Annotated in this window: 25 protein-coding genes; 12 read left to right on the top strand and 13 right to left on the bottom strand. The window is 40.0% G+C overall.

Annotated elements, in window-relative coordinates; genetic code table 11:
• From rplB to rpsJ, 5 genes are all read right to left on the bottom strand, one after another.
• On the bottom strand, positions 1 to 630 hold a 630-nt coding region (rplB, locus tag DV63_RS14425; RefSeq protein WP_020982445.1), incomplete at its 3' end, for a 50S ribosomal protein L2.
• A 15-nt stretch (positions 631 to 645) separates the two neighbouring features.
• Positions 646 to 927, bottom strand: a complete 282-nt coding sequence (locus tag DV63_RS14420) for a 50S ribosomal protein L23 (RefSeq protein WP_000763613.1) — start codon at positions 925 to 927, stop codon at positions 646 to 648.
• A 3-nt stretch (positions 928 to 930) separates the two neighbouring features.
• On the bottom strand, positions 931 to 1,578 hold the full coding sequence (rplD, locus tag DV63_RS14415) for a 50S ribosomal protein L4 (protein WP_000030151.1): 648 nt from the start codon (positions 1,576 to 1,578) through the stop codon (positions 931 to 933).
• 34 nt (positions 1,579 to 1,612) lie between these two features.
• Positions 1,613 to 2,188: a 50S ribosomal protein L3 gene (gene rplC / locus DV63_RS14410; RefSeq protein ID WP_000395313.1), complete on the bottom strand. Its 576-nt coding sequence runs from the start codon at positions 2,186 to 2,188 to the stop codon at positions 1,613 to 1,615.
• Between the two features lie 36 nt (positions 2,189 to 2,224).
• Positions 2,225 to 2,539, bottom strand: a complete 315-nt coding sequence (rpsJ, locus tag DV63_RS14405) for a 30S ribosomal protein S10 (RefSeq protein ID WP_000411561.1) — start codon at positions 2,537 to 2,539, stop codon at positions 2,225 to 2,227.
• Between the two features lie 208 nt (positions 2,540 to 2,747).
• Here rpsJ and DV63_RS14400 point away from each other — a divergent pair, with 208 nt between their 5' ends.
• Both DV63_RS14400 and DV63_RS14395 read left to right on the top strand, forming a co-directional pair.
• Positions 2,748 to 3,836: an ATP-binding protein gene (locus DV63_RS14400; protein ID WP_001131190.1), complete on the top strand. Its 1,089-nt coding sequence runs from the start codon at positions 2,748 to 2,750 to the stop codon at positions 3,834 to 3,836.
• 309 nt (positions 3,837 to 4,145) lie between these two features.
• Complete coding sequence (locus DV63_RS14395; RefSeq protein ID WP_000992755.1) at positions 4,146 to 4,724, top strand: hypothetical protein; 579 nt, start codon at positions 4,146 to 4,148, stop codon at positions 4,722 to 4,724.
• On the opposite strand, the gene DV63_RS14390 is transcribed toward DV63_RS14395, so the two are convergent.
• Both DV63_RS14390 and fumC read right to left on the bottom strand, forming a co-directional pair.
• Positions 4,698 to 5,312 (bottom strand): ribonuclease HII, encoded by a 615-nt coding sequence (locus DV63_RS14390; protein ID WP_000600304.1) that lies wholly within the window; start codon positions 5,310 to 5,312, stop codon positions 4,698 to 4,700. The two genes, DV63_RS14395 and DV63_RS14390, sit on opposite strands and share 27 nt — an antisense overlap.
• 55 nt (positions 5,313 to 5,367) lie before the next feature.
• Complete coding sequence (gene fumC / locus DV63_RS14385) at positions 5,368 to 6,759, bottom strand: class II fumarate hydratase (protein WP_020982444.1); 1,392 nt, start codon at positions 6,757 to 6,759, stop codon at positions 5,368 to 5,370.
• A gap of 175 nt (positions 6,760 to 6,934) precedes the next feature.
• Between fumC and crdA the strand changes: the two genes are divergently transcribed.
• The 4 genes from crdA to DV63_RS14365 are packed head-to-tail and all read left to right on the top strand — an operon-like array spanning position 6,935 to position 12,683.
• Positions 6,935 to 7,312, top strand: coding sequence for a copper resistance determinant CrdA (crdA, locus tag DV63_RS14380; protein ID WP_000731565.1), 378 nt, complete (start codon positions 6,935 to 6,937; stop codon positions 7,310 to 7,312).
• Positions 7,313 to 7,317: 5 nt separating this feature from the next.
• Positions 7,318 to 8,556, top strand: coding sequence for a copper resistance outer membrane protein CrdB (gene crdB / locus DV63_RS14375; protein ID WP_000948117.1), 1,239 nt, complete (start codon positions 7,318 to 7,320; stop codon positions 8,554 to 8,556).
• Entirely contained in the window at positions 8,553 to 9,569 is a 1,017-nt protein-coding gene (locus DV63_RS14370; RefSeq protein WP_000822187.1) for an efflux RND transporter periplasmic adaptor subunit, read from the top strand. Before crdB ends, DV63_RS14370 begins: the two co-directional genes overlap by 4 nt.
• Positions 9,570 to 12,683, top strand: coding sequence for an efflux RND transporter permease subunit (locus DV63_RS14365; RefSeq protein WP_000570426.1), 3,114 nt, complete (start codon positions 9,570 to 9,572; stop codon positions 12,681 to 12,683).
• A 2-nt stretch (positions 12,684 to 12,685) separates the two neighbouring features.
• Here DV63_RS14365 and DV63_RS14360 read toward each other — a convergent pair whose 3' ends face one another.
• Genes DV63_RS14360 through dnaJ form a run of 3 tightly spaced genes read right to left on the bottom strand, consistent with a single transcriptional unit; the run spans position 12,686 to position 14,833 of the window.
• On the bottom strand, positions 12,686 to 13,033 hold the full coding sequence (locus tag DV63_RS14360; protein WP_000928554.1) for a branched-chain amino acid transport AzlD family protein: 348 nt from the start codon (positions 13,031 to 13,033) through the stop codon (positions 12,686 to 12,688).
• Positions 13,027 to 13,713: an azaleucine resistance protein AzlC gene (azlC, locus tag DV63_RS14355; protein WP_000543694.1), complete on the bottom strand. Its 687-nt coding sequence runs from the start codon at positions 13,711 to 13,713 to the stop codon at positions 13,027 to 13,029. The genes DV63_RS14360 and azlC overlap by 7 nt, the downstream gene beginning before the upstream one ends.
• Positions 13,714 to 13,723: 10 nt before the next feature.
• Positions 13,724 to 14,833, bottom strand: coding sequence for a molecular chaperone DnaJ (gene dnaJ / locus DV63_RS14350; RefSeq protein WP_000423885.1), 1,110 nt, complete (start codon positions 14,831 to 14,833; stop codon positions 13,724 to 13,726).
• 125 nt (positions 14,834 to 14,958) lie between these two features.
• Here dnaJ and DV63_RS14345 point away from each other — a divergent pair, with 125 nt between their 5' ends.
• Positions 14,959 to 16,089, top strand: coding sequence for a synaptonemal complex protein 1 (locus DV63_RS14345; RefSeq protein ID WP_001210224.1), 1,131 nt, complete (start codon positions 14,959 to 14,961; stop codon positions 16,087 to 16,089).
• Between the two features lie 40 nt (positions 16,090 to 16,129).
• On the opposite strand, the gene mnmA is transcribed toward DV63_RS14345, so the two are convergent.
• A complete protein-coding gene (mnmA, locus tag DV63_RS14340; RefSeq protein WP_000686290.1) occupies positions 16,130 to 17,158 on the bottom strand; it encodes a tRNA 2-thiouridine(34) synthase MnmA in 1,029 nt (342 codons plus the stop codon).
• A gap of 140 nt (positions 17,159 to 17,298) precedes the next feature.
• On the opposite strand from mnmA, the gene DV63_RS14335 reads away from it, so the two are divergent.
• Positions 17,299 to 18,060, top strand: coding sequence for a J domain-containing protein (locus DV63_RS14335; protein ID WP_001062410.1), 762 nt, complete (start codon positions 17,299 to 17,301; stop codon positions 18,058 to 18,060).
• Here DV63_RS14335 and nadD read toward each other — a convergent pair.
• Together nadD and nikR are read right to left on the bottom strand one after the other, a co-directional pair.
• Positions 18,057 to 18,572: a nicotinate (nicotinamide) nucleotide adenylyltransferase gene (gene nadD, locus DV63_RS14330; protein WP_017179732.1), complete on the bottom strand. Its 516-nt coding sequence runs from the start codon at positions 18,570 to 18,572 to the stop codon at positions 18,057 to 18,059. The two genes, DV63_RS14335 and nadD, sit on opposite strands and share 4 nt — an antisense overlap.
• Positions 18,565 to 19,011: a nickel-responsive transcriptional regulator NikR gene (gene nikR / locus DV63_RS14325; protein ID WP_000380800.1), complete on the bottom strand. Its 447-nt coding sequence runs from the start codon at positions 19,009 to 19,011 to the stop codon at positions 18,565 to 18,567. The genes nadD and nikR overlap by 8 nt, the downstream gene beginning before the upstream one ends.
• 323 nt (positions 19,012 to 19,334) lie before the next feature.
• Between nikR and exbB the strand changes: the two genes are divergently transcribed.
• The 4 genes from exbB to DV63_RS14300 all read left to right on the top strand — a co-directional run.
• On the top strand, positions 19,335 to 19,772 hold the full coding sequence (exbB, locus tag DV63_RS14320; protein ID WP_000508557.1) for a TonB-system energizer ExbB: 438 nt from the start codon (positions 19,335 to 19,337) through the stop codon (positions 19,770 to 19,772).
• Positions 19,769 to 20,158 (top strand): TonB system transport protein ExbD, encoded by a 390-nt coding sequence (gene exbD, locus DV63_RS14315; protein WP_000836348.1) that lies wholly within the window; start codon positions 19,769 to 19,771, stop codon positions 20,156 to 20,158. Before exbB ends, exbD begins: the two co-directional genes overlap by 4 nt.
• A complete protein-coding gene (locus DV63_RS14310) occupies positions 20,124 to 20,954 on the top strand; it encodes an energy transducer TonB family protein (protein WP_000703813.1) in 831 nt (276 codons plus the stop codon). Before exbD ends, DV63_RS14310 begins: the two co-directional genes overlap by 35 nt.
• Positions 20,955 to 21,144: 190 nt before the next feature.
• On the top strand, positions 21,145 to 23,027 hold a 1,883-nt coding region (locus DV63_RS14300), incomplete at its 3' end, for an outer membrane protein (protein ID WP_020982442.1).

Here is a 23,027-nt window from a genome sequence, read left to right as displayed (position 1 = left end):
CCCTGCCTTACCGATAGAGACATTGATAAAATCCTCGTTCCCTACCACGCCAACACTCGCCATGCATTCGCTTAAAATGTAGCGCATTTCAGAGCTTGGCATTCTAAGGATAGTGTATTTATTTTCCCTACCCATGATTTGAGCGCTCATCCCAGCACTTCTGGCTAATTGCCCGCCAGCCCCCGGATGCATTTCAATATTATGCACCACCGTTCCTATAGGGATATTTTTTAACTTCATCGCAAAGCCCACTTTAATATCCAAACCGCCTTCAGCAGCGATAACGCTATCGCCCACTTTCAAACCGCTTGGCTGTAAAATATAGCGTTTGTCCCCATCAGGATAGACTACAAGAGCGATGTGCGCATTTCTGTAAGGATCATACTCAATCGCAGCCACTTTCCCTTCAATGTTGTATTTGTTGCGCTTGAAATCAATAATGCGGTAGAGTTTTTTAGCCCCTCTTTCTTTGTGGCGGCTGGTGATGCGCCCGTTATTGTTTCTCCCTGCTGTTGCTTTAAGCTTAGTGAGTAAGCCTTTGACACTGCTTTTTGCGGTAATGTCTTTAGAGTCCAACACCGACATGAAGCGTCTGCTTGGGGTGTAGGGCTTATAAGTTTTAATCGCCATAACGCTTTCTCCTTTCTACGCGCCAAGGGCGGCAATGCTAGCGCCCTCTGGAACTTTCACATAAAATTTCTTAAACGACTTTCTTTGTCCAAGCTTCCCTCTAAAGCGTTTCACCTTACCCTCTTGTTTCAAAGAATTGATTTTCAAAGGCTCAAAGCCAAAATAAGTTTTAAACACTTCTTTGAGCTGGTTTTTGGTTACATTTTGAGCCGTTTGAACCACTAAAACGCCTTTTTCTTGCAATCCTAATGACTTTTCAGTGTAAAGAATTGACTTTATATCCATGATGTCTGCCATTTTTTACTCCTCTGTCTTATCTTGCACCACATGCTGAAACGCTGCTTCTTCCATCACGACAGAGCTAAACGCCGCTAAAAGATAAGCGTTTAACTCGCTCACATCAATAATAAGGCATTTTTTAAGGTTACTAAAGGCTAACTCGGTGTATTCATCCATGTTCATGCACACAAACAAAGTGTCTCGTTGCTCTAAAGCCTGGAACATTTGGTTGGCTTCTTTAGTCAAATGCTTTCTTTTGTTGTCTTCAACCACGCCTTTTATAGCGATTTTTTCCACCACAAAAAGCTTATCCGCTTGCGCTTTTTCTTCTAAAGCGTATTCTAAAGCCAAGCGTTTTTGTTTTTTATTGATTTTAAGGTTGTAATTGCGGTTGTTAGTGGCCCCATGAGAGACACCCCCACCCACAAACACAGGCGAAGTGATGCTCCCTGCTCTGGCTCTTCCGCCCCCTTTTTGCGCCCAAGGCTTCCTACCGCCCCCACTCACTTCAGCGCGGTTTTTACTTTTAGCGGTATTAGCGCGCGCAGAAGATAAATAATGTTTCACATAAAGATAGAGGTTATGGCTGTTGATACCCTCATATCTTTTAGGTAACTCCACGCTACCCTTTTCTTTCAAATGGCTGTCTAAAACGATGGCCTTACTCATATCAAACCCTTTATATTATATTCAATGTATGGTTTTACACCGCTCTAATGCGTCCATAAGCCCCAGAAAAGCCGGCCACTGAACCCTTTAGCACTAACACCATACTTTCTTTATCAAAAGAGAGCACCTCGTTTTGGCAAGTAACTAGCTCATTGCCATAATGCCCTGCCATTTTCCTGCCCTTTTGCACTCTTCCTGGCCATTCTCTGTTACCAATAGAACCAGGACGGCGGTGGAAACGGCTCCCATGAGCTGCAGGCCCGCCTTGGAAATTCCAACGCTTCATCACCCCCGCAAAGCCTCTTCCCTTAGTTTTAAAGCTCGCTTTAACCCTTTTAAGCGTTTCTAAAGCGCTCAAATCCAAATCGCCCAACTCTTTTTGTTGGGAAGCTTTTAAGGTAGCGAAATGGTTAAACTCTTTACTGAGTTGGTATTTCTTTTGCTGGCCTTCAATCGCCTTATTGTGTTTTTTATGCATCGCATAGGCCACTAAAGCTTTCCCGTTTTCTAGCTGGCACACTTTCGCTTGCAAGACTTTAAGCAAGGTTACAGGCGTGCTGTTAGCGTCAATGGTGCGGCTCATGCCTATCTTTTGAACTAAAAATTCCATATCTAACCCTTATTTTATGATCTCAATGCGTTAAAACTACTTCGTTTCCATAGAGGTTACTTCTACATCCACCTCAGGAGCTAAGTCCAACTTCATCAAGCTATCCACGGTTTCTGGGGTGGCCGAGATAATATCAATCAATCGGCTATAAACCCTAATCTCAAACTGCTCTCTTGAATCCTTATTGACATGCGGGGAACGCAAAACGGTGTAACGCTTATTCTTAGTCGGTAAAGGGATAGGCCCTCTAATTTCAGAACCTGAGCGCTTTACAGCTTCCACGATAGCCACAACAGAGCGATCCAACACTCTATGGTCATAAGCTTTGAGCTTCAACCTGATTTTTTCCATAAACTCTCCTAAAAGAACTCGTTTCATTCGTTACTCAAAACAGAATAAAACAATAAAATAAAAACTGAAATACTACTCAAAATGCGCCATTTAGTCAATAACTTTTGCTATTTTTAGGGCTTTTTAGAGATTTTTACTTCCTTTTTATAAGGAAATATAAAAAAATGCGCTACGCTTATCCTATTCAATCTCATTTGAAAGGAAGTTCATGCCCCTTTCTTGCTTACACCCTTTTGGGCCTTTTGAAACCCCTAAAGAGCCGGCTTTAAACAACCCGCTTTTAAACGCGCATTCAAGCGATAAAATCTGTCTTTTAGGGCCGATGAAATCCGGTAAAACCACTTTCGCCCTCAAACTGGCGAAGGATTTTAAAAACCCTGTGTATATCAATTACAATGACATGCGTTTGAACCAAAACATTCTGAGCTCATGGCTTTTAAAATGGCATTTGGAAAAGAAAATGGATTTGCTCATTTTAGATCATATTGATCGCTTGGATTTCAGCCTGCCCAAGCTTTCTAAAATCGTTCTTATCCCTAATTGTTTAAACCCCATAACAGCGCCCGATTTTAGCTTATGCTATGCGTTAGGGTTGGATTTTAAAGAATACACTAGCTTTTTCAAACCCAACACCCCTAAAAACACCCTGTTTAACCGCTTTTTAAGAGACGGCAACGCTTTAGATTCGCTTTTTACAGAAAACGAGCAAGAAAAAATCCTAAAAAAACAAGAAAATATCAAATTAGTCTTTCAAGCTTACGCCCCCTTGATGGCTAAAATCTGCTCGCATCAGTCTAAGTTTGTGAGCGCTTTTTATCTTTATACGCAACTCAAAAAAGAGCTTAAGATCTCTAAAGACACCCTTTATAAATTTTTACACGCGCTAGAAAAACAACGCATCCTTTTTTTAGTCCCCAGTTTTGAAAACCATAAAACCAAATTGTATTTGTGCGATTTTGCCTTGCCTTATAGCCTGACTCCTAGCCCCTCGCTTTTAAGTGTTTTTGAAAACATGGTTTTTTTAGAGCTTTACAAGCAATTCCCAAAATATGAGCTTTACTCCCATGACAACGGGATTTTTATCTTGCGCAAAAATTCCACCAACAAGCTCGCCCTCATCGCCCACGCTTTCCCCACGCCCCATTTTTTAGAAAAACAGCTTCTATGGTGCCATAAACATGGGTTTTTTAATATCGTGGTGGTTTCTATCAACGCCCCCATTTTGGCAACCAATACCCCCTACAAACACCTTAATTTCATTGATTTTTCTTTGGATATTCAATCTATTTTGGTATAATAGTTATTATGTATTTATGTATTTATGTATTTATGTATTTATGTATTTATGTATTTATGTATTTATGTATTTATGTATTTATGTATTTATGTATTTATGTATTTATGTATTTATGTATTTATGTATTTATGTATTTATGTATTTAATATTATTACTAAAATTTTTAATTGATTATTTAATATTTTTTATTTTTTCTTAAGCTAACCCACTATAAGCTATCCCGGTATTTCGCTTTTTTGAGAAATACCACCTACCCTAAAAGCGTAGGGCATTTTTAATATTCTTTTATAGAATAGAAAGGAAGCTACAATGAATGCATTGAAAAAATTAAGTTTCTGTGCCTTGTTATCCCTAGGCCTCTTCGCTCAAACAGCGCATGCTAATAGTCTAAAGGACACGATTGACTGTCCTGATTGGCTTAAAATCAATCTTTTTGACCAAAAGAACCCGCCCAATCAATATGTCGGATCGGCTTCAATTTCTGGTAAAAGAAACGATTTTTACGCCAATTACATCCCCTATGATGACAAATTGCCCCCTGAAAAAAACGCTGAAGAAATCGCTCTTTTAAGGGCTAGAATGAACGCTTACAGCACTTTAGAAAGCGTTTTAATCACTAAAATGTGCCATCGTATTGTTAAAGCGCTCCAAATTAAAAATAACGCTATCAGCCATTTATTCGGGTTGGTTGATTTTTTAACGTCTAAATCCATTTTAGCTAAAAGGTTCGTGGATGCCACCAATCATCGTGTGTATGTCATGGTGCAATTCCCTTTCATTCAGCCTGAAGATCTGATCGCTTACTTCAAAGCCAAACGCATCTACCTTTCTTTAGCGAGCGCTACCAACCTCAGCGCCATTTTAAACAAGGCGTTGTTCCACCTCTAAGAGTTGGGGGTTTAAGATGCGGTTTTTAAGCGTGAAGCTGCGCCGATGAAAAGGCGTAGCCCCTAGCTTAATGATCGCTTCCATATGTTGTTTAGTCCCATACCCGCAATTCTTATCCCAGCCGTATTCCTTAAACAAAGCGTGCAACTCTAGCATTTCTCTGTCCTTAAAGGCTTTCGCTAAAACAGACGCCATAGCGATTTGAGCGATCTTCTCATCGCCCTTGATGATACTTTGTATATTGGGGTAGCGTTTGTTCAAGCCAAACGCCGTGTTGCCATCTATCTTTATTTTATTGGCTAAAGAGCAACCATTTTCTAAAATTTCTTGAATAGCGAGTTTCAAACACACCCCCAAGCCCAAATGATCAATTTCATTTGCACTTTTTTTAATCACGAAAAACTTGACCTCACCATGCGTTTTGATTTTATCTTCTAAGAAAAAGCGTTTTTTGGGGCTGAGCTTCTTGCTGTCTTTTAAACCCATTTTTAGAAATTCTAAGGCTGTTTGGTCATCGCACACCACCCCAGCCACAAAAAGCGAACCGGCCAAACACCCCCTCCCCGCTTCATCAATGCCTAAAATCATTGATACGCAACCAAATGAGTGGTTTTTTCAGGCTTCATCTCGCACGCCCAAGGTTTCAAGCCTTAGGCCCGATCATCTTTTCAGGCACCACGAATTTGTCAAAATCTTCAGCGCTCAAGAGTTTCAATTCCACCGCGCTTTCTTTTAAAGAAATGCCTTTTTTGTGGGCGTTTTTAGCGATTTTAGCGGCGTTCTCATAGCCTACATGCGGGTTTAGGGCGGTTACTAGCATTAAAGAATGGTGCAAGTAATAATCAATTTTTTCTCTATTAGGCTCAATACCGCTTACGCAATGGGTATTAAAGCTTTCCATGCTATCGCTTAAGAGCCTCAAACTCTGCAAGAAATTATAAATGATCACCGGCTTGAACACATTCAATTCAAAATTACCCTGACTGGCCGCAATGCCAATAGCGGTATCATTCCCCATCACTTGCACGGCCACCATGGTCATCGCTTCGCATTGCGTGGGATTGACTTTACCGGGCATAATAGAACTGCCCGGCTCGTTTTCAGGGATATTAAGCTCGCCCAGACCACAGCGCGGCCCGCTCGCAAGCCATCTAATATCGTTAGCGATTTTCATTAAATTCGCCGCTAAAGCCTTAAAAGCCCCATGCGCATAAGCGATAGCGTCATGGCTAGTGAGCGCATGGAATTTATTGGGCGCAGAAATGAATTTCACGCCGCTAAACTGGCTCAATTCTTCAGCCACTTTTTCGCTCAATTCTTTATGAGCGTTTAGCCCTGTGCCTACGGCCGTCCCACCTATGGCTAATTCTCTTAAATGCTCCAAACTCTCTAAAATTTGTTGTTTAGAATGCTCTAGCATGCTCGCATACCCGCTAAATTCTTGCCCCAAAGTTAAAGGCGTAGCGTCTTGCAAATGCGTGCGCCCGATTTTGACAATCTCTTTAAATTGCTGGCTTTTGTCTTTAAAGGTCTTTAACAAATTCTCTAAACTGGGCAGTAGTTTGTGCGTGATTTCTAGCACGCTCACAATGTGCATTGCGGTAGGGAAAGTGTCGTTGGAGCTTTGAGACATGTTCACATCATCGTTAGGGTGGATGAGTTTTTTCTCCCTGAAATTACCCCCTAAAATTTCGGTAGCCTTATTGGCAATGACTTCATTAAGATTCATGTTCGTTTGAGTCCCGCTCCCTGTTTGCCATACCGCCAATGGGAATTCGCCGCACAGCTCGCCTTTTAAAATGCAATCGCACGCCTTGATAATGGCTTGTGATTTTTCTGGGCTTAATTTCCCTAACTGATGATTGACAACCGCCAGACTCCTTTTGAGTTTAGCAAACGCGCCAATGAGTTCTTTAGGCATTTTTTCAGTGCCGATTTTAAAGTTTTCAAGACTGCGTTGCGTTTGAGCCCCCCAGTATTGGCTATCATCCACTTGAATTCCGCCCATCGTGTCATGTTCGATTCTAAATTGCATACTAATCCTTTGAAATTTGATTTTAAAACCTTAAAAAAATAGCATAAACTCTTATACCTTCTACTTAAAAACCCTAATTTTTTTAAAAACCATTTCCACAATTTTTACACAAAAGAGGGTTATCATTCGTTCGCAACAAGAATTTTCTTGTTATCTTAATTTAAAGGTCAAAACGATGAAAAAGTTAGCCGCTTTATTTTTAATAAGCGCATTAGGGGTTATGAGTTTAAACGCATGGGAGCAAACCCTAAAAGCCAATGACTTGGAAGTGAAAATCAAATCCGTGGGTAACCCCATTAAAGGCGATAACACTTTCATTCTCAGCCCCACTTTAAAAGGTAAGGCTTTAGAAAAAGCTATCGTTAGGGTGCAGTTTATGATGCCTGAAATGCCTGGCATGCCAGCGATGAAAGAAATGGCGCAAGTGAGTGAAAAAAACGGCATTTATGAAGCTAAAACCAATCTTTCTATGAACGGGACATGGCAGGTGAGGGTGGATATTAAATCTAAAGAGGGCCAGGTTTATCGCGCTAAAACAAGCCTGGATTTATAAGAGCCATGCTGTCTTTTATAAGCGCATTCTATAAGGGGGGCGTTTTAATACGCCTCCTAAGAGCTTTTTTACTGCTTTTTAGTTTGGGTTTTACTAAAGATTTAGAGATCCAATCTTTTGTGGCTAAATACCTTTCTAAAAATCAAAAAATACAAGCCTTACAAGAGCAAATTGACGCTTTAAGTTCTCAAGAAAAAGTCGTTAGCAAGTGGGATAACCCTATTTTGTATTTAGGCTATAACAACGCTAATGTGAGCGATTTTTTCAGGCTGGATAGCACTTTGATGCAAAACATGAGTTTGGGTTTATCTCAAAAAGTGGATTTAAATGGTAAAAAACTCACGCAATCTCAAATGATCCATTTAGAAAAACAAAAAAAGATATTAGAGCTTAAAAAAACCAAGCAACAATTAGCGATTAGTTTAATGATAAGCGGCATTGAAAATTATAAAAACCAACAAGAAATAGAGCTTTTAAACACAGCGATTAAAAATTTAGAAAACACCCTCTATCAAGCCAACCATTCCAGTTCGCCCAGTTTAATAGCGATCTCTAAGCTAGAAATTTTAAAATCGCAATTAGAAATCAAAAAAAACAATTTAGAAGAAGCGCTATCCAGCAGCCATTATTCCATGGGTGAATTGACTTTTAAAGAAAACGAGCTTTTAAGCATTGCCCCTAAAAATTTTGAATTCAATAAGGAGCAAGAGCTATATAACATTAGCGCCACTAATTACGATATTGCGATCGCCAGGCTTGATGAAGAAAAATCGCAAAAAGACATCGCTTTGGCTAAAAAAAGCTTTTTAGAAGACGTGAATGTTACCGGGGTGTATTATTTCCGCTCCAAACAATACTATAACTACGATATGTTTAGCATCGCTTTGTCTATCCCCTTACCTATTTATGGCAAGCAGGCTAAATTAGTGGAGCAAAAGAAAAAAGAGAGCCTAGTGTTTAAAAGCGAAGTGGAAAACACCAAAAACAAAACGCGCCACCTGGCCCTAAAACTCCTTAAAAAATTAGAAACCTTGCAAAAAAACTTAGAAGCGATCAATAAAATCATCAAGCAGAATGAAAAAATCGCGCAAATTTATGCGTTGGATTTGAAATCTAATGGCGATTACAACGCTTATTACAACGCTTTTAATGACAAAATCACCATCCAAATCACCCAGCTTGAAACCTTAAGCACTCTCAATAGCGCTTATTTGTCCTTACAAAACCTTAAAGGATTAGAATGAAGCGGATTTTATGGTTAGCCTTGATTCTATTTTTTAGCCCCTTATTCGCTAACGCTCAAGAAACTAAAGAAATTAAAGAAACTAAAGAAGCTCAAAGCCAAACCCGTTTCAACATTTCCACCACTAAGGTCATAGAAAAAGAATTTTCTCAAAGCCGGCGCTATTATGCGCTTTTGCAGCCTAATGAAGCGCTGATTTTTTCTCAAACCCTGCGTTTTGATGGTTATGTGGAAAAGCTTTATGCGAATAAAACCTACACCCCCATTAAAAAGGGCGACAGGTTATTGAGCGTGTATTCCCCTGAATTAGTGAGCGTTCAAAGCGAATTGCTATCATCATTGAAATTCAACCAGCAAGTGGGAGCGATTAAAGAAAAATTGAAACTATTAGGGCTAGAAAACTCTAGCATTGAAAAGATCATCAGCGCTCATAAAGTCCAAAATGAAATGACTATTTACTCTCGTTTCAGTGGCGTTATTTTTAAAAAAAGCCCGGATCTCAATGAGGGGAGCTTCATTAAAAAAGGGCAGGAGTTGTTTCAAATCATAGATTTAAGCCAATTGTGGGCACTTGTTAAAGTCAATCAAGAGGATTTAGAGTTTTTAAAAAACACGCATAAAGCGATCTTGTTCGTAGAAGGGATTAAAGGCGAGCAAGAAATCACGCTTGAAAACATCAACCCCATCATCAACCCGCAAGATAAAATGCTAGAAGCGCGCTTCAATGTGCCTAATGTTAAACAGCTTTATTACCCTAACATGTTCGCTCAAGTAGAAATCTTCCACAAACCACAAAAAATGAAGATCCTGCCTAAAGAAGCGGTTTTGATTAAAGGGGGGAAAGCTATCGTGTTTAAAAAAGATGATTTTGGCTTAAGCCCGTTAGAAATTAAAGCCGTTCGCTTGAGCGATGGGAGTTATGAAATTTTAGAGGGTTTAAAAGCGGGCGAAGAAGTCGCTAATAACGCTTTATTCGTGCTAGACGCTGACGCTCAAAACAATGGGGATTATTGAATGATAGAAAAAATCATTGATTTAAGCGTTAAAAACAAACTCCTTACCACTTTAGTCACTCTACTCATTTTTTTAGCCTCTTTGTGGGCGATAAAGAGCGTCCGTTTAGACGCTTTGCCGGATTTAAGCCCCGCTCAAGTGGTCGTGCAAATCACTTACCCCAATCAAAGCCCTAAAATCGTGCAAGAGCAAGTTACTTACCCGTTAGTTTCTACTTTCATGAGTATCGCTAACATTGACACGGTTAGAGGGATTTCTAGCTATGAAAGCGGCTTGATTTACATCATTTTTAAAGACGGCGTCAATTTGTATTGGGCTAGAGACAGGGTTTTAGAGCAATTAAACCGAGTGGGCAATCTACCCAAGGACGCTAAAGTGGAAATAGGGAGCGATTCCACTTCTATTGGCTGGGCGTATCAATACGCTCTATCTAGCGATAGCAAGAATTTAAGCGATTTGAAAGTCTTGCAAGATTTTTATTACCGCTATGCGCTTTTGGGGGTTGATGGGGTGAGTGAGGTCGCAAGCGTGGGGGGCTTTGTGAAGGATTATGAAATAACGCTTCAAAACGATTCTTTGATCCGTTATGACTTGAGTTTAGAGCAAGTCGCTAACGCGATCAAAAATTCCAATAACGATACCGGTGGGGGCGTTATTTTAGAAAACGGGTTTGAAAAAATCATAAGATCGCATGGCTATATCCAATCTTTGAAGGATTTAGAAGAAATTGTGGTTAAAAAAGAAGGGGCTATCCCTTTAAAGATTAAAGATATAGCCAGCGTCAGGCTAACGCCAAAACCACGCCGAGGGGCTGCCAACCTCAATGGCGGTAAGGAAGTGGTGGGAGGGATTGTTATGGTGCGCTATCACGCTGACACTTATAAGGTGCTTAAAGCCATTAAAGAAAAAATCGCCACCCTACAAGCGAGTAACCCTGATGTGAAAATCACAAGCGTGTATGACAGGAGCGAATTGATTGAAAAAGGCATTAATAATTTAATCCACACGCTCATAGAAGAAAGCGTCATTGTGCTAATCATTATTGCGATTTTTTTACTGCATTTCAGGAGCGCTTTAGTGGTGATTATCACTCTGCCTTTAAGCGTGTGTATTAGTTTCTTGCTCATGCGTTATTTCAATATTGAAGCGAGTATTATGAGTTTGGGGGGCATTGCGATCGCTATAGGGGCGATGGTGGATGCGGCGATTGTGATGGTAGAAAACGCTCACAAACATCTGCAACACATTGACACGAAAGACAACGCTCAAAGGGTTAATGGCATCATGCAAGGGGTTAAGCATGTGGGGGGCGCGATATTTTTTGCTTTAATGATCATCGTGGTTTCTTTCTTGCCAATTTTTGCGCTCACCGGCCAAGAAGAAAAGCTTTTTGCCCCTTTAGCTTACACCAAAACCTTTGCCATGCTAGTAGGAGCGCTGCTTTCTATCACCATGGTCCCTATTTTAATGGTATGGCTCATTAAAGGGCGGATTTTAGAAGAGTCTAAAAACCCGATTAACGCTTTTTTCATGAAAATTTATGGCGTGAGCTTGAAGGTTGTGCTTAAGTTCAGATACGCTTTTTTAATAGCGAGCGTTGTGGGTTTAGGGGGCTTGTATATAGCGTATAAAAAACTCAACTGGGAATTTATCCCCCAAATCAATGAAGGGGTAATAATGTATATGCCTGTAACCATTAACGGCGTGGGCATTGATACCGCTTTAGAATATTTGAAAAAAAGCAATAGCGCTATCAAACAATTAGATTTTGTCAAACAAGTTTTTGGTAAAGTGGGGCGCGCTAACACCAGCACCGATGCTGCCGGTTTATCCATGATAGAAACCTACATTGAATTAAAGCCGCAAAACGAATGGAAAGAAAAGCTCAACTATAAAGAAGTTAGGGATAAATTAGAAAAAACCCTGCAATTAAAAGGCTTGACCAATTCATGGACTTACCCCATTCGTGGGAGGACGGACATGCTTTTAACCGGGATTAGAACGCCCCTAGGCATCAAGCTCTATGGTAATGACACGGATAAATTACAAGAATTAGCGATCCTTATGGAACAACAGCTCAAAACCCTAAAAGAGAGTTTGTCCGTCTTTGCCGAGCGATCCAATAATGGCTACTACATCACGCTGGATTTGAACGATGAAAATCTGGCCCGTTATGGCATCAATAAAAACGCTGTGTTAGACACGATTAAATTCGCTCTGGGCGGAGCCACGCTCACTACTATGATTAAGGGCGTAGAAAGTTACCCCATTTCTTTACGATTAGAAGATACAGAAAGAAACACCATTGAAAAATTAAAAAACCTCTATGTCAAAACCGCTTACAATTACATGCCCTTAAGGGAGTTAGCCCATATCTATTACGACAACTCGCCGGCGGTGTTAAAGAGCGAAAAGGGCCTGAATGTGAATTTTATTTATATTGTGCCGCAAGCCAATACCAGCTCTGATACCTATAGGCAACTGGCTCAAAAAGCGCTAGAAAAAATCAAATTGCCTAACGGGTATTATTATGAATTTAGCGGCGAAAGCCAGTATTTAGAAGAAGCGTTTAAAACCTTACAATACATCGTGCCGGTGAGCGTGTTTATCATTTTTATTTTAGTTGTCTTTGCTTTAAAGAATCTCACTAATTCCTTACTATGCTTTTTCACTCTGCCTTTTGCGTTTTTAGGGGGGTTAATTTTTATGAATCTCATGGGCTTTAACATGAGCGTGGCGGCACTAGTGGGCTTTTTAGCCCTTTTAGGGGTAGCGAGCGAAACGGCTATTGTGATGATCATTTATTTAGAAGATGCGTTTCAAAAATTCATCAAAACCCCTTTAAAAGAGCAAAACAGCACCGCTTTAAAAGAGGCCATCATGCATGGGGCGGTACTTAGGGTAAGGCCCAAGCTTATGACCTTTTTTAGCATTTTAGCTTCACTCATTCCGATCATGTATAGCCATGGCACAGGAAGTGAAATCATGAAATCCATCGCTGCACCCATGCTAGGGGGCATGATAAGCAGCGTTATTCTAACCTTATTTATTATCCCTACGGCGTATTTTGTGATTAAAAACGCTAGGGTTAAAAGTGAAAGGAATCCAACATGATTTCAGGAATTAAAAAAAGCCTTTTCCAACGCATGGCTTTGGACTAAAACCATATAAAGAATGGTAGGGAGCGTGATGCTTAAAACAAACACCTTAAAAATGCGGTGTAAAAGGATAACGGATAAAAAAGCGGTGATTTCATTGATCCCATAAGGGGGTTTTAAAATTTGAATGTCTTTAAAACAATAGACCACGAGCATGCCTATCACTGAGCATGATAAAGTCCTACCCAGATAACGCACAAAGTCGTTGGGCGGGTTTTTAGCGTTAAACACCATAAAAGGCCAAATGCGCGTGAAATAAGTCGTTAATATGATGACTAAAATAATGAGTATAGAATGCATCAACATTCTAACCGCTTTCTAAACAAAATAAGAGCAAGCACCATTAAAACTAAAGCGATGAGCAAAAAATATTCAGTCCCAAAGAGCGTTAAACAAACAACCGCAATAACAATCCCAAGCCATGCGTTTTTATGATTTGTGGTGCGTTTGTATTGCTCCATAAACAGCACGATAAAAATCGCCGTCATCACAAATTCCATGCCTTGAGTGTCAAAAGAAAAATGCGTTCCCACTAACGAACCCACCAACGAGCCAAAAATCCAATAAAAGTGGTTGAGTAAGGAAATGCTAAAAATAAAGTCTTTTTCACTAACCCCCTCTTTAGGAGCGTATAGATTCAATAAAGCAAAGGTTTCATCCGTGAGCGCATGCGCTAAATAGGGCAAACGCCATTTGGCGTTTTTGAATCTGTCTAGCATAGAAAGCGCATAACAAGTCTGTCTCGCATTCACCAACAAGCTCACAATAAGCACATTCATCAAGCTCGCTTGCGCACTTAAAAGCGTGATCGCTACAAATTGCACCGCCCCAGCGTAGATGAATAACGACATGAACAAGGCGACTTTATAATCATAGCCATTCTGGACTAAAAGCACCCCAAAAGTCATTCCCATAAGCAAATACCCTAAAAAGATAGAAATGGTGTGAGGGAAAGCGTCTTTAAAGGCTTTTAGAAAATCATGCATCAACAACCTTTTATTTGAACCAGTCTTTAATTTTAGAAATACAGGTTTCTAAAACGCTTTTATGCGGCTCGCCCTCATAGCCAAAACTCGCATGCAATTTTTCCAACAATTCTTGCTGTTCTTTATTCAAACTTTTAGGGTAAATCACCTGCAATTCCACGATCAAACTCCCTCTATAAGAGCTTTCAGGGTGTTTCACGCCCTCGTTTCTAAACGCAAAAGTCTGCCTGTCTCTGGCGTTTCTAGGGATTTTTAATTCCAGTTCGTCCCCTTTTAAAGACGGCACTTTAATCGTATGCCCTAAAGCGATAGTGGTGAAAAACACCGGCGCTTTAATAAACAAATCACAGCCTTCGCGCTTGAAATGCTCATCTTCTTTGACTCGCACTTCTAAATACAAATCCCCTCTTTTTCCTTTCTCGTATTCATTGCCTTTATTTTTAAGCACCATGCGGTTTTGATCATCAATGCCCTCAGGGATCATCGCATCAATTTCTTCATCTTTAAGAATGTAGGTTTTACCCTTACACGCTTGGCATGGGGTTTTGATGATCTTGCCCTTGCCTTTACACGCCCCGCAAGTTTGCACAAAACTCATAAAACCTTGACGCATAAACACCTGCCCCTGCCCATTGCATTGCTTGCAAGTCTCTAGGGCTTTGTCTTTAGCGCCTGTGCCATCGCAACTTTCACAAACGCTCTGGTATTGGACCTTAATGGTTTTTTTACAGCCAAAAACCGCTTCTTTGAAACTCAATTCAATGGTTTGCAAATAATCCGGTGCGATAGAGCTTTTTTGCCTTTTGCTCCCCCTAGCGCCAAACCCAAAAGCGTCTTCAAAAAACGAGCCTAAATCTTCAAAAAAATCAGAAAAATCGCTCTGGCTCGCGCCGGCTTGGTTTAAGCCTTTTTTACCATACCTGTCGTATAAGGCCCGTTTCTTTTCATCGCTTAACACCCCATAGGCTTCATTGATGAGCTTGAATTTTTCTTCGGCTTCTTTATCGCCGGCGTTCCTGTCTGGGTGGTATTTTAAAGCCAGCTTTCTGTAAGACTTTTTAATGGTCTCTTGGTTGCTGTGTTTTTCCACTTCTAAAATTTCATAATAACTCAATTCCACGATCGCTCCAAAAATGGCATCAAAACGCTTATTTTATCTTAAAAGCGATAATTTTGCGTGTTTTGGTGCATGCCAAAACTTAGATAAAATAACACGATGAAACTATAGTTAATAAAGATAACCCCATGAGATTTTTTTGCCTTTTCTTATTTTTTCTAACCTTTTCAAACGCACAGATAATGATGACTTTTGATTCTCAAACTAATGCCAAGCTCTCGCGCTCTAACGAACAGCTTTCAGACATGCTTTACAAACTCAATGAAAGTTTAAGAATCTATCAAAGCGTGCTTTCCAACAACCAAGATCAGCTTAAAGAAATCAAAAAAGCTAACAGCACCCTAAATAGCCAGAGGCGTTTTTTTAACGCCAGCCAAATCCGCCTTATGGACACTGATGCGCTATTGAAACAAAGCGCTTTGGAATTAGAAAAATTACAAGCTTTAGAAAAACACATAAAAAAGGGCATGGAACAAGAACGCTTGATAGAAGAATCCCAAATCATTTTTTTACAAGAGCATTGCCCTTATTTGAGCGGCGTTAAGAATTTAGAAGAGGCTTCAAACGCTTTAGAAGTCCAAGAGCAAAACAACGCCCTTTTCTTGCTCAAAGAGCCCAAACTCGCCCATTTGCTCTCACGATTGGATTTGATGAGCGCTTTAAACGCCTTGTGCGATCAAGTTTTAGAAAACCAAGCCCATAACCAACAATCCCATAACAAAACTCTAGAATACAACGCTCTTAAAAACCATGACTTTCAAGCCTATAAAGCCATGCGTTTGAAAAAATTTAAAAACAAGCTTCAAAGCCAAATCCAAGCCAAAGAAGACGCCCTAAAAACCTTTTTACCCTTAGAAAAACGCCTGGAAACTTTAAAAACGCATTTTTTATGCGATAAAGAAAATCTAAAATCATGCGCTAAAGAATTGCACCAACGCTACCAAAACGCCCTTATAGAGCGAGACAAAGAATTAAAAAACGCTAAAAACAATAAAGAAAAGCATGCTCTAATCTTAGCCAATTACGAGCATACTTTAAAAACCTTGAATATAGAATTTTTAAGCGAATTGAGCAAGCAAATGGCGTTTTTGAATGAAACCATGGCGTTAAACGCCCGAGTTTTAGCCCTTTTAGCCCAACAACAGACTAAAAAGCCCTTCAATGTGAGCGGTGGTTTGAGCGGTGGAAAAACTCTTATTAAAAATATCCGCTTAGATCCGCATGGGTTCCCTAGCTTTGAAAATTTTAAGCGGGAGTGAGTTTAAACAAGCAACCAATCAGGCTATAAGCGCAAAAACCCTAAACAATCACGCCCCCACCAAGCAAGATGTCATCTTTATAAACGACTAATGCTTGCCCTTTAGCCACGCCGTAAAAAGGCTCTTCAAACTCCACTCCAATCATTTCATCTTTGAGGCTCACAAACGCTTTAGTAGGCACGCTCCTGTAACGAGCCTTGATAAAATATTCGCCATTTTTAAAATCTTTCATTAAAGATTTGTTTTTAGCCTTAAGCGAATGCGTGGCGAGATCTTCTTTTTTGCCCACAACCAACTCGTTCTTTTTAGCGTCAATCCCCACCACAAAATGCGGCTCTAACGCGCCTTTAATACTAAAGCCTTTGCGTTTGCCAATCGTGTATTGCATATAGCCTTTATGCGTGCCAATGATTTCGCCTTGCAGGTTTTTCACCACACCCTCTTTTTCCACTTCAACATGCTTTTTTAAAGTGTCAATGTAGCTTTTTTCCACAAAGCAGATTTCTTGAGATTCCTTATAAGTCTCTAGAGTGCCTAAAAAAGGCATCGCATTCAAGGCTAAAGGCTTAATATCCTTTTTTAACAAATCCCCTAAAGGGAACACCAATTTAGCGATAACTTCATGCTCTAAAGCGTATAAAAAATAGCTCTGATCTTTAGTTTTATCCAAAGCCTCTTGAATATAACTTACCTTGTCCATTTCTTTGACCCTCGCATAATGCCCGGTAGCGATCTTTTCACACCCTAATTTTAAAGCGTGATCTAAAGCTAGCCCAAACTTCATTAAAGGGTTGCACAACGCGCAAGGGTTAGGGGTTTGCCCTTCTTCATAAGCGCTGATAAATTCATCATAAACCGCGCTTTTAAAATCCTTTTGAAAATCCAACACCTCTAAAGGAATGCCTAAAAACTCGCACGCTTTTTGAGCGTTTTTGATGTATAAATCATGCTTTTTTTCACTCGCATGGAGTTTTAAATAAATCCCCACTAATTCATGCCCTTGCTCTTTTAAGCTATAAGCGCTATAAGAGCTATCCACCCCCCCACTGAGTAATACCGCTATTTTCATTTTTAATCTTTCATTAAATGAGTTATGGCTCGTAGTCTAGCGCAAAAACCATTCATAACCACCTTTTTTAACCATTGGCATGCTAAAATACCTAAAGATTTTTTAAAATCGCATCAAAACGCATGGAGAAAATAAGGGCAATGGCCAAAATTGAATTGTTAGCCAAATTCACGCAAATCGCGCTCCCTAACAGCCACCCTTTATTGAAAAAAGTTTTAAACTACGCCAAAAAACATTTCAGCCAGTGCCACATGCTCTCTTCATCGTTACTCATCTTAAACGACACGGAATGCTTTAAAAAAAACTACTTGCTTAATTGGGTCTATCATGCCCTTGAGTGCGCACATGAGAAAGATATTAGCGCGCATTCTTTAGAAGAGGTTTTACAAAAAAGCCACTTGCCCATACGCATCAAAATCATAGCTCAAAACACGCTTTTAGAAAAAATAGAAGTGAAAGTTTTAACCTTTGGGGCAGAATATGCGCTTTTTATCACCAAGCACCCTATCGCCAAGCGGTTTTTACGCCAAAAATTCAGTGGCTGTGTGTTTTTAGAAACCCAAGATGAATTGCATATAAGAGGCGATTCAGAGCGTTTTTGGGAACTCATTGTAACGCTCAATGGAAATAGAATCGTCCATAACGCATGCTTAGATTTCATCTATCCTAACGGCTTTGGCAAGGACAGCTACACCACTTTGGCTGAACGCAAATTAAGGGAATGCTATAAAGCGTTAGGTTTTATCAAGCATGAAAATTTCAGCGAAGTCAAAAAGCGCTATTTAGAGTTGGCTAAAACCTACCACCCTGATTTATGCGATCTCAAAGAAAAAAAGGCTCTTTACGCCAAACGCTTCGCTATCATTCAAGAAGCCTATAGCCACATTAAAAAACACGCTTAAACCCCCAAACTAGCCCTAATCGCGCTAGAAGAAATCGGTGCGTCAATGCCTTTTAAAGGGAAATAACGCCCCTTAAATTGGATCTCTTCATAGCCAATCCTTTCAAAAACCACTAATTCCACCCTTTTTAAAAGCTCTTTAGCGTCAGTCCAAGAAGAAAGATGCCTCAAACAATCCGCTCCTATGACTAAATAAAGCGTTTTAGGGCAATAGAGTTTTTGAAAATGAAGCGCGCTTTCTATCGTAGGCACAGCCCTTTTTTGCTTGATTTCAAAATCGCTCAATAGCACCCTATCCATTCCCTTTAAAGCTAATTCTAATTCCTTAAAACGGGTTTTTGCGTCCAAAAAACATGGCTTTTTGAAAGGGTTTTGATAAGCGGGTAAGACAATGAGCTTGGCGGATGGCAATAATTCTAAAGTTTGATCAATGATGGCTAAATGAGCCTTGTGTAAGGGATCAAAACTCCCTCCATAGAGCGCTAATTCTTCGCATTTTAAGACGCTATTCATTGTGTTCAAAGCTAGACGCCTTAGTCAATTTAGCGAATTTAACCCCCCTAAGCCCCCCGATTTCTAATTGCAAGCGTTGGATCTCAACCGAATTGCCTTGTAAAATCATCGTCTCTAAACAATTATGCGCGTCCATATGAATGTGCGTGGTGCATAAAACATGCGTCCCACTGGCATGCTGGATGTCTATCATGCGCTGGTTCAATTCCCTTTGATGGTGATCATAAATCACCACAAGCACGGCGATTTTACTCCCATCATTAGGATTGTCTTCTGCCCAGTTGTCTTCTACTAATTTTTCTCTGATCATGTCGCGCACTAATTCTGAGCGAGAAGAATAGCCGTTTTTAATGATGCGGTTGTCTAATTCGTCTAATAAATTCTGTTGTAAAGAAACCGAAAAGCGGATGATTGAATCGTCTTTATTGGGTGTATCCATTGAGAAAAATCCTTTTTTGGCATGAGTTTGTTAAAAGCCGCTCATGCTAGTGTTATTGAATTAATTTAAAATTAACAATTATAATACAAACTGGATTTAAATGGTTGGCCATAAGAGCGTTTGGATTTGATTGCGATTACTAGCTTAATTATTATTGACTTGTTATTATTAAAACAATATAATCAACAACCCAACGTTCTTTTATCATTTTGGAGCATTTATGCGAACGAATGCTTCTTAAGAGCGCATGCTCTTAGAGTGTGGCTGTATTGCATGTTGCTTTGATTTTAAGGGAATTATTTTATCATAGACAAGGAGTTTTTATGGGCGGTTTTTCAATGGCAATGTTGAAAGATTATGTGGATGTGTTTGTTTTTGCGGTGCTTGGCGTGGCCAGTTTTTTAGCCTTGTGGTTTGTGATTGAAAGGGTTATTTTTTATTCCAAAGTCAATTTGAAAGCTTATGACGATATAGATGCCCTGAATTTGGATTTAACCAAGAATCTAACCATTCTCTATGTGATCTATTCTAACGCGCCTTATGTGGGCTTATTAGGGACGGTTTTAGGGATTATGGTGATCTTCTATGACATGGGCGTGAGCGGCGGGATGGACGCTAAAACGATCATGGTAGGTTTGTCTTTAGCTTTAAAAGCGACCGCTCTAGGGCTTGCTGTAGCGATTCCCACTTTGATCGCTTATAACAGCTTATTGAGAAAATCCGATGTTTTGAGTGAAAAATTCAGGATCATGAAAAAATGAAAAGCATCAGAAGAGGCGATGGGCTGAATGTTGTCCCTTTCATTGATATTATGCTCGTTTTGCTAGCGATTGTGTTAAGCATTTCTACTTTTATCGCGCAAGGTAAGATTAAAGTCAGTCTCCCTAACGCTAAAAATGCGGAAAAATCCCAGCCAAACGATCAAAAAGTGGTGGTCATCTCCGTAGATGAGCATGACAATATTTTCGTAGATGACAAACCGATGAATTTAGAAGCTTTGAGCGCTGTGGTCAAACAAACAGACCCTAAAACCCTTATAGACTTAAAAAGCGACAAAGGCTCTCGTTTTGAAACTTTTATCAGCATTATGGATATTTTAAAAGAGCATAATCATGAAAATTTCTCCATCTCCACGCAAGCTCAGTAAAGTTTCCACGAGTGTTAGCTTTTTAATCTCTTTTGCCCTATACGCTATAGGGTTTGGCTATTTTTTACTGCGCGAAGATGTTCCAGCGCCTTTAGCGCAAGCGGGCACCACTAAGGTTACCATGAGTTTAGCCAGCATTAACACTAATTCCAATACAAAGACCAATGCTGAGTCGGCTAAACCCAAAGAAGAGCCTAAAGAAAAACCCAAGAAAGAAGAGCCCAAAAAAGAGGTTACAAAGCCTAAGCCTAAGCCAAAACCCAAACCAAAACCTAAGCCTACACCCAAACCCAAACCCGAGCCTAAGCCAAAACCTGAGCCTAAAGTTGAAGAGGTTAAAAAAGAAGAGTCTAAAGAAGAACCCAAAAAAGAAGAAGCTAAAGAGGAAGCTAAAGAAAAAAGCGCTCCTAAACAAGTAACGACTAAAGATGCAGTCAAAGAAAAAGACAAGCAAGAAGAATCCAACAAAACCTCTGAGGGCGCGACTTCTGAAGCTCAAGCTTATAACCCAGGGGTGAGCAACGAATTTTTAATGAAGATCCAAACCGCTATTTCTTCTAAAAACCGCTACCCTAAAATGGCGCAGATTAGGGGCATTGAGGGCGAAGTGTTAGTGAGCTTTGTGATCAATCCTGATGGGAGCGTTACGGACATTAAAGTCGTCAAAAGCAACACGACGGATATTTTAAACCATGCGGCTTTAGATGCCATCAAAAACGCAGCGCATTTATTCCCTAAACCAGAAGAAACCGTGCATCTAAAAATCCCTATCGCTTATAGCTTGAAAGAAGACTAGCCAGTCTTTCTTTTAAGGGTGGTTTTTAAGCCTCAAAAATTGGATCAAACCCCCATTTTTCCCAATTTACAAAAAAAAAAAAAAACAAAATCTCTAAAATTTAAAGCTAAAATTAGCCATAAATTCCATTTATTGCTTATAATACGAGGTTTCTTTTTATTAAAGAAAAATCTATCAAAAGGAGTAAAACATGAAAATCAAAAAATCCCTCTTGCTTTCTCTAACTCTTGCGTCATCATTGCTCCATGCTGAAGACAACGGCGTTTTTTTAAGCGTGGGCTATCAAATCGGTGAAGCGGTTCAAAAAGTGAAAAACGCCGACAGGGTGCAAAAACTTTCAGACGCTTATGAAAACTTAAACAAGCTTTTGGCTAATCATGGCCGCTCCAATCAAGAGATTAACACAAACAGTGCAACAGCGATCAATCAAGCGATTGGTAATTTAAACGCAAACACGCAAAATTTAATGGATAAAACAGACAATTCCCCTGCCTATCAAGCCACGCTTTTAGCGCTAAAATCCACGGTAGGGTTATGGAATAGCATAGCTTATGCGGTCATATGCGGAGGCTATACGGATAAACCCAATCATAACACCACAGAAACTTTTTACAACCAACCAGGACAAGGTTCAGATTCGATCACTTGCGGTGGGCATGTGGGGTTACTTCCAGCAGGCAAAAATTCTCATCTGTCCATTGAACAATTTGCAACGCTCAACAAAGCGTATCAAATTATTCAAGCCGCTTTGAAAAAAGGTCTCCCTGCTTTAAGCAACACAACAACAGTGGAAGTAACCATTAAAACAGGAACTAACGCTCAAAACATTAATGTCAATAATACCAATAACAATGCTGCTGACACTACAGTTAGCATAACTGATACTTATATTAACGATGCGCAAAATCTTTTAACCCAAGCCCAAACCATCATCAACACCCTTCAAGACAATTGCCCGCAGTTGAAAGGGAAATCTTCTAGTAGTAATGGTGGAACTAATAGCGCAAACACCCCTTCATGGCAAACAGGTGCTAACCAAAATTCGTGCAGCGTTTTTGGCACGGAATTTAGCGCTATTTCAGACATGATTAGTAACGCTCAAAACATCGTAAAAGAAACCCAACAACTCAAGACCACCCCACTAAAAAGCATCGCGCAACCCCATGATTTCAACCTCAACTCCCCTGATAGTATCGCTTTGGCTCAAAGCATGCTCAAAAACGCTCAATCTCAAGCAGCGGTTTTAAAACTAGCCAATCAAGTGGGGAGCGATTTCAATAGAATTTCTACAGGAGTTCTTAAAAATTATATAGAAGAATGCAGCGGTTCAAATGAAAGCGTTTCCAATGACACTTGGGGGAAAGGTTGCGCGGGCGTGAAACAAACTCTAACTTCGCTAGAAAGTAGCAACGCTTCTTTTTCTAGCCAAACGCCTCAAATCAATCAAGCGCAAAACCTCGCTAACGCCATTGTTCAAGAACTCGGTCATAACCCTTTCAAACGGGTGGGCATCATTAGTTCTCAAACCAATAACGGGGCGATGAACGGGCTTGGGGTGCAAGTGGGTTATAAGCAATTTTTTGGAGAAAAGAAAAGATGGGGGTTAAGGTATTATGGTTTCTTTGATTACAACCACGCCTATATTAAATCTAGCTTCTTTAACTCGGCTTCTGATGTGTGGACTTATGGGGTGGGTAGCGATTTATTGTTTAATTTCATCAACGATAAAAACACCAACTTTTTAGGCAAGAATAACCAGATTTCAGTGGGGCTTTTTGGAGGAATCGCCTTAGCAGGGACTTCATGGCTTAATTCTCAATTCGTGAATTTAAAAACCATCAGCAATGTCTATAGCGCTAAAGTGAATACGGCTAACTTCCAATTTTTATTCAATTTGGGCTTGAGAACCAATCTCGCTAGACCTAAGAAAAAAGATAGTCATCATGCGGCTCAACATGGCATGGAATTGGGCGTGAAAATCCCTACCATTAACACGAATTACTATTCTTTTCTAGACACCAAACTAGAATACCGAAGGCTTTATAGCGTGTATCTCAATTACGTGTTTGCTTA

It is taken from the genome of Helicobacter pylori FD535 (assembly GCF_000296015.2).
GTDB classification, from domain to species: Bacteria; Campylobacterota; Campylobacteria; order Campylobacterales; family Helicobacteraceae; genus Helicobacter; species Helicobacter pylori_CT.
This window is presented reverse-complemented; position numbering and strand designations above follow the sequence as displayed.